At 22.2% G+C, this 5,133-nt stretch carries 5 protein-coding genes; 3 read left to right on the top strand and 2 right to left on the bottom strand.

Features of this window, described 5'->3' with window-relative positions:
- The 3 genes from DB318_RS05945 to DB318_RS05935 all read left to right on the top strand — a co-directional run.
- The coding region (locus DB318_RS05945; protein WP_172964879.1) for a variable large family protein at positions 1-497 on the top strand (497 nt) is incomplete at its 5' end.
- A 54-nt stretch (positions 498-551) separates the two neighbouring features.
- Positions 552-1,649, top strand: a complete 1,098-nt coding sequence (locus DB318_RS05940) for a plasmid maintenance protein (protein WP_151074481.1) — start codon at positions 552-554, stop codon at positions 1,647-1,649.
- 9 nt (positions 1,650-1,658) lie between these two features.
- Complete coding sequence (locus tag DB318_RS05935) at positions 1,659-2,216, top strand: DUF226 domain-containing protein (protein ID WP_151074480.1); 558 nt, start codon at positions 1,659-1,661, stop codon at positions 2,214-2,216.
- Between the two features lie 794 nt (positions 2,217-3,010).
- Here DB318_RS05935 and DB318_RS05930 read toward each other — a convergent pair.
- The gene (locus tag DB318_RS05930) at positions 3,011-3,610 is read right to left on the bottom strand and encodes a chromosome replication/partitioning protein (protein WP_151074479.1); all 600 of its coding nucleotides are present in this window, start codon (positions 3,608-3,610) and stop codon (positions 3,011-3,013) included.
- A gap of 97 nt (positions 3,611-3,707) precedes the next feature.
- Positions 3,708-4,463, bottom strand: a complete 756-nt coding sequence (locus DB318_RS05925; RefSeq protein ID WP_151074478.1) for a ParA family protein — start codon at positions 4,461-4,463, stop codon at positions 3,708-3,710.
- Positions 4,464-5,133: the final 670 nt, after the last annotated feature.

The raw sequence follows: 5,133 nt of genomic DNA, 5'->3' as shown, positions 1-5,133 counted from the left end.
CGGCTGCTACTGTTCTGAGGGGGATGGCTAAAGACGGGAAGTTTGGTTTGCAGAATGCTAATGATGCTGCTGGTGGAAAGGGGGGTGTAAAGAATGCTGTTGAAAGTGCTGTTAAGAAGACGCTAGAAAAGCTGATAACCGCTGACAAAGAAGTTGAGAAAGTTGGATTTAGCAATGATAGCATTGGGCATGTTGTTGCTCAGAATAATGCTGGTGTTGCTGCTAAAGACAGCGTCAATAGAATTGCTAAGGGGATAAAGGAGATTGTTGATGCGGCTGGTAGAAAGCTGGATGCTGTTAAAGATGCTACTACTGAGACTGGCAAGGATGCGGGGAAGTTGTTTGGCAATGGGAATGCAGTTGCGTTGAAATTTTATAAAATAGCAATTTACAATGAAATAATTCTCAAAATTAACTTCAGATGGTTTTTACATTGGTTTTATTTCTTTCTAATTCTTTTAAACTTCCATGTTAAATTCATTTTGGTTTGCTTTTAAATTAATTTTATTATACTATCTATAATAGATAGACACAAATTAAGGAGAAATAAAATGGAAAAAGTAAAAAAATTTAAAAATAATAAATGTCAACATAAACTAATCGTATTAGTATCAACGCTTTACTATATAAATAATAAACATAAAAAATATTCACAAAGCAACATACTTTATTATTTTAATGAAAATTTAAAAAGAAATGGTCAAACCCCTATTAAAATAAAAACATTACAAAACTATCTTTACAAACTGGAAAAAGAATTTAAAATAACAATCAATTATTATAAACACTTGGGAGTAAATTGCGGAACTGAAATTTACTATAAGCTCAAATACCAAAAACAAAAATGCTATCATAAAATAAACCAATATTTTAAAGAAAAAAAAGAAATTAGATTTAACTTAAGAGTAAGTAAATTTTTGAAAAAAAAACATTCAATAAACACAAAAAAAGGGAATGTAGAATTAAAGGAATGTAATAATAATAATAATAATAATAAAGAGAAGAAAACAATTAAAAAAATTGAAAATTTACAGATAAAAACTTATGCTAAGAAGTGTAAATTTATAACAAATTCCTTTTTAAAAATTTTAGATCTCAATATAAAAAAGAGTATAAAAATCGAAATACTAAGAGAACTTAAAAAAATGGAGTATTATTTTAAAGAAAAATTTGATAAAAACAACAAAAAAAAGAAATCAATAAAAATAAAAAGAAAAGAACTAAATAAATTATTAGAAAAAACTAAAGAAATTCTAGAAAAGGATGGATTAAACAAAAATAAATTAGAACAAGATTTCAAAAATGTATATTTAAAATATAAAAACAAACCTCATTTTATAATAGACCAAGACAAATATGATGATTTAAAACAAATAATAAACAAAATAAAAAAAAACATAGATAAAAATAACGTAAAAAATATAAAAGAAAATCTTAAAACCAATATGCTTAATATATTGTTTGAACAATTAAAAATAAAATCCGAAATTGATAATAAAATTTTAATAAAAATTATAAAAAATTACTTAAGTCAATTCAAAAAGCCAAAATATTCTGATCTGTTTAATAACAAGTACTATAATGATCTATTAAATTTGATTAAAAATAAAAATAAATTTTTAATCACTACTGAAAAAGATATTAGTTAGGAATAGATTATGGGAAACCTTTTAGAAAAACTTGAAGAAAAAGAAATAAAAATAAAATCAGAAAAAAACAATATTTTCGTTAAAATTGAAAGAAGAAATAACAAAAACATTTATCATACAAAAATATTATCAGATTTTCGTGCATTTGGAACAAAGAGAAATCAAAATCACAGATTTTTTATTTCATTTAGAAAATTATTTGATAGAAACAAAACAGAAGCATTTAGTCTATTTTCATTAAAGAATGAAGACAAATTTTTAGGAATTAGTTATGGATGTAGAAAACCAATAAAAAATGTTTTAAGAAAATATAAAGAAAATAATGAATTAAAAACAGCCACATTTTCAAAAATACATTATATACAGTTTAAATTCAAAAAAGGAAGCATATTTTGTTATGTTGTCGGGATTTCTTATTTATTAAGAAAAGATAAAACTAAAAAAAAATATTATAAATCCCTAATAAAAATACTTTTAACTTTAGAAAAGGAAATATATGAATTTTACGACAAAAAATTATCCAATGAAGGACTTATAACCAAATGGATAGAAAAAGAACAAAAATAATAAACATTGAATATGAAATTAAATTATTCCATATTTTATAATGAATAATGAAAAAATATTTTTATTTTAATTATAGCGTATTAGTATAAAATTTTAATTGTTTGTTAAATATTAAATTTTAAGAATTGCATGCCAAAAAAGGTCTAATAAATAGTCCATTATTTATAGCATACTCAAAATCTCAAGAAGTATGTAGAAATTAATGTGGATATTAAAAATCTTTAAAAAAATTTATTGGAGGATGAAATTAATAAAATTAGAGCTTAATTAAGCTTTTACTTAAAGTAAAAGCTTAATTAAGCTCTAACGGCTCACAATGGCGGTCACAAATTAAGGTAAATTTTTAAATGAAAAACTTAACCCTAATCTTAAGTTTACACCAATTTAAAGACGAAATCAATAATCATATAATAAAATTATTAAATTTTTTCTTTGAATTCTTTTATAATTTTCAGTATTATTCAATAATTCAAATCTTTTTTATTATTAAGTAAATCATTGCTAATTTTATTAAAATTTAAACTATACAAATGTTTTTTGCTTTTAGGTTTAAAAGGGTTTTAGAATTGAAAAAATATAAGTTTGGGAAAATTGATACAAATTTTTTATTGTAATGTATATTATTTTTTTGAAAAAAGTATTCTTGCAAGAAGGGAATTGTAACATTTATAATCAATAAATTTATTATTGATTTTTTTAAATTTAATTATATAATTACAGTTTCGATAATCTAAATTTATTTTATATTTGCTTATTATTAAAGGCTGAACACAATATATAATCTTATTAAGAGGTTAATTTTTCTTTTTATCTTTTTTATAATTTTCGTATTCAATCATAAGATCTGATAGGATGTTTTTTTTTTCTTTAACAATTTTTTCTAAAAAAAAATTTATTCTTTTGGTATCTTTTTTGCAAAAATCATAAACCTCTTTATCCTTAATTAAAATTCTGATAGGTATATTTTGACTATTATCATCTTTTTCTATATTTTCTTTATATTCATATGGAGGGTTGTTTTTTTGTATATCTTTATATGTGGCTTCAATGCCCATTTTTTTAACTTTTTCTATAGAAATAGCCCCCTCTAGTACTTTTTTATAGATTTTTAAATACATGTAAGCTTGGCTTTTGGCGATTACATAAGATTTTATGAATTGTTCAAAACTCGAAAAATTATCGTATTTATAAAGATTTTTTTGCTTAATTTCGTATAGAATTTTCATTCTTTGAATTTTATTATTAACATCAGATGTTAAATTAAATTTTAATTGTTCTTTTAATTCCTTGTAATTCCTTAATTCTTTATCTTGATTATTATTTTCATTTAATTCTTCATTTGTAAAAGTTTCATCTCTTTCAAAGAAAATTATTTCATTTTCTTTTTTTTTCATTTTTGTCTCCTTTTTTTTCATTTTTTTCAAAATTTGTCGTCCGGTTTCCGGACGACAAATTTTGACTACGCACTATTACAGTTAGTAGAAATATTAACTATAGAGAAAAAATATTTTTTAAAGCGTTTTTTGCTTCTTCATAATATATCTCTTTTACAGAAGGTTCTGACCGCTTAGTTATAAAAATTTTTATTCCGTTAGAATAATGTATTTTGCCTTTGATATATTCTTTATATTTTTTATAAAGCAAATTTTCCAATTCTTTTATTATATTTCTATTTTTTATAAATTGGTTTTCTACAATAGAAATATTGTAGACTTTGTTTCTAAATTTGATAATTTTATTAATGGCACCAATTAACATGGTAAAGCTTTCTAATGACCATAGTTCTATTTGAACCGGAATTACAATATAATTTGCAGCATTTAAAGCGTTCTTTAAAAGATATCCCGAATTAGGAGAAGTATCTAGTAGAATATAATCAAAATTATAATTTTGTATATTTTCGTTTAAATAGTGTTCTAAAACTATTTCTTTAAAATCTACAATTTCTGCATTGAAATTTTCTAAAACAGGATGAGAAGGAATTATAGATATATAATCATTAATTTTGCTAATACATTCATTAAAATCAATATTTCCTTTTAATATGTTGTAAATATTATACTTTTTAATATTGTGAAGATATTTATTGAAATAAGAGGTTAAAGAATTTTGTGGGTCTAAATCAATTAGTAGTACTTTTTTGCCGGATTCTTTTAAGATATGAGAAAAAAGTATGGAAAGTGTACTTTTTCCAACTCCCCCTTTAATTGACGCCATTGTTATTATAACCGGGTTTTTAATATTCATTTGCTTAAAATTCCTCCATGTTGTTTGTAGTACGTACTGTCTATATAAGTATGTGATGATTGGTGTAAGTAAGACTTACCTTTAACTGGTTTCATTTTTAGGTTCCTTTTTGTTCCAGTATATTTTTATTAATGGATACTTTATTATATTCAAAATATAAGCCTAATTTCAACTTTTAGATAAATATTTTATTATTAATATATAGATTTTTACCCATTTATATATAAATAGTATTATATCTTAAATTGAAGTAGAGAGAGATAGTATGAAATTTTAAAGAATATTTTGTTTAGTAAATTAGAAGATTTAGAAAGCTTTCTAAAGATAACGTATAAATAGGAGTTCTTTAAAAAATATCATAAGATTTTTTATAGTCTATTATCTCTCTAAAAAATCTAAATATCAAAACCCCACACAATTTTAAATCCAAAATACTTTTTAAGTAAAATAAGCCATACCAATTTTAAGTAATTGGTGAATAGAGTGTTAGTAAACTTTACAAGGTACTTACTAAGTAGTATAAACTTATATATTTTTAGAGATTAATCTTCCATTTCTATGGTTATGGTTTGTTATAGTTTTAAGTTTAAATATATATATACTAAAAAATAAAAATATATATTATTATCTTTTAGTATATATTAAAAATACCTCATCTCTTCTCTTATTA

Source organism: [Borrelia] turdi, assembly GCF_008828755.2.
GTDB lineage: Bacteria > Spirochaetota > Spirochaetia > Borreliales > Borreliaceae > Borreliella > Borreliella turdi.
This window is presented reverse-complemented; position numbering and strand designations above follow the sequence as displayed.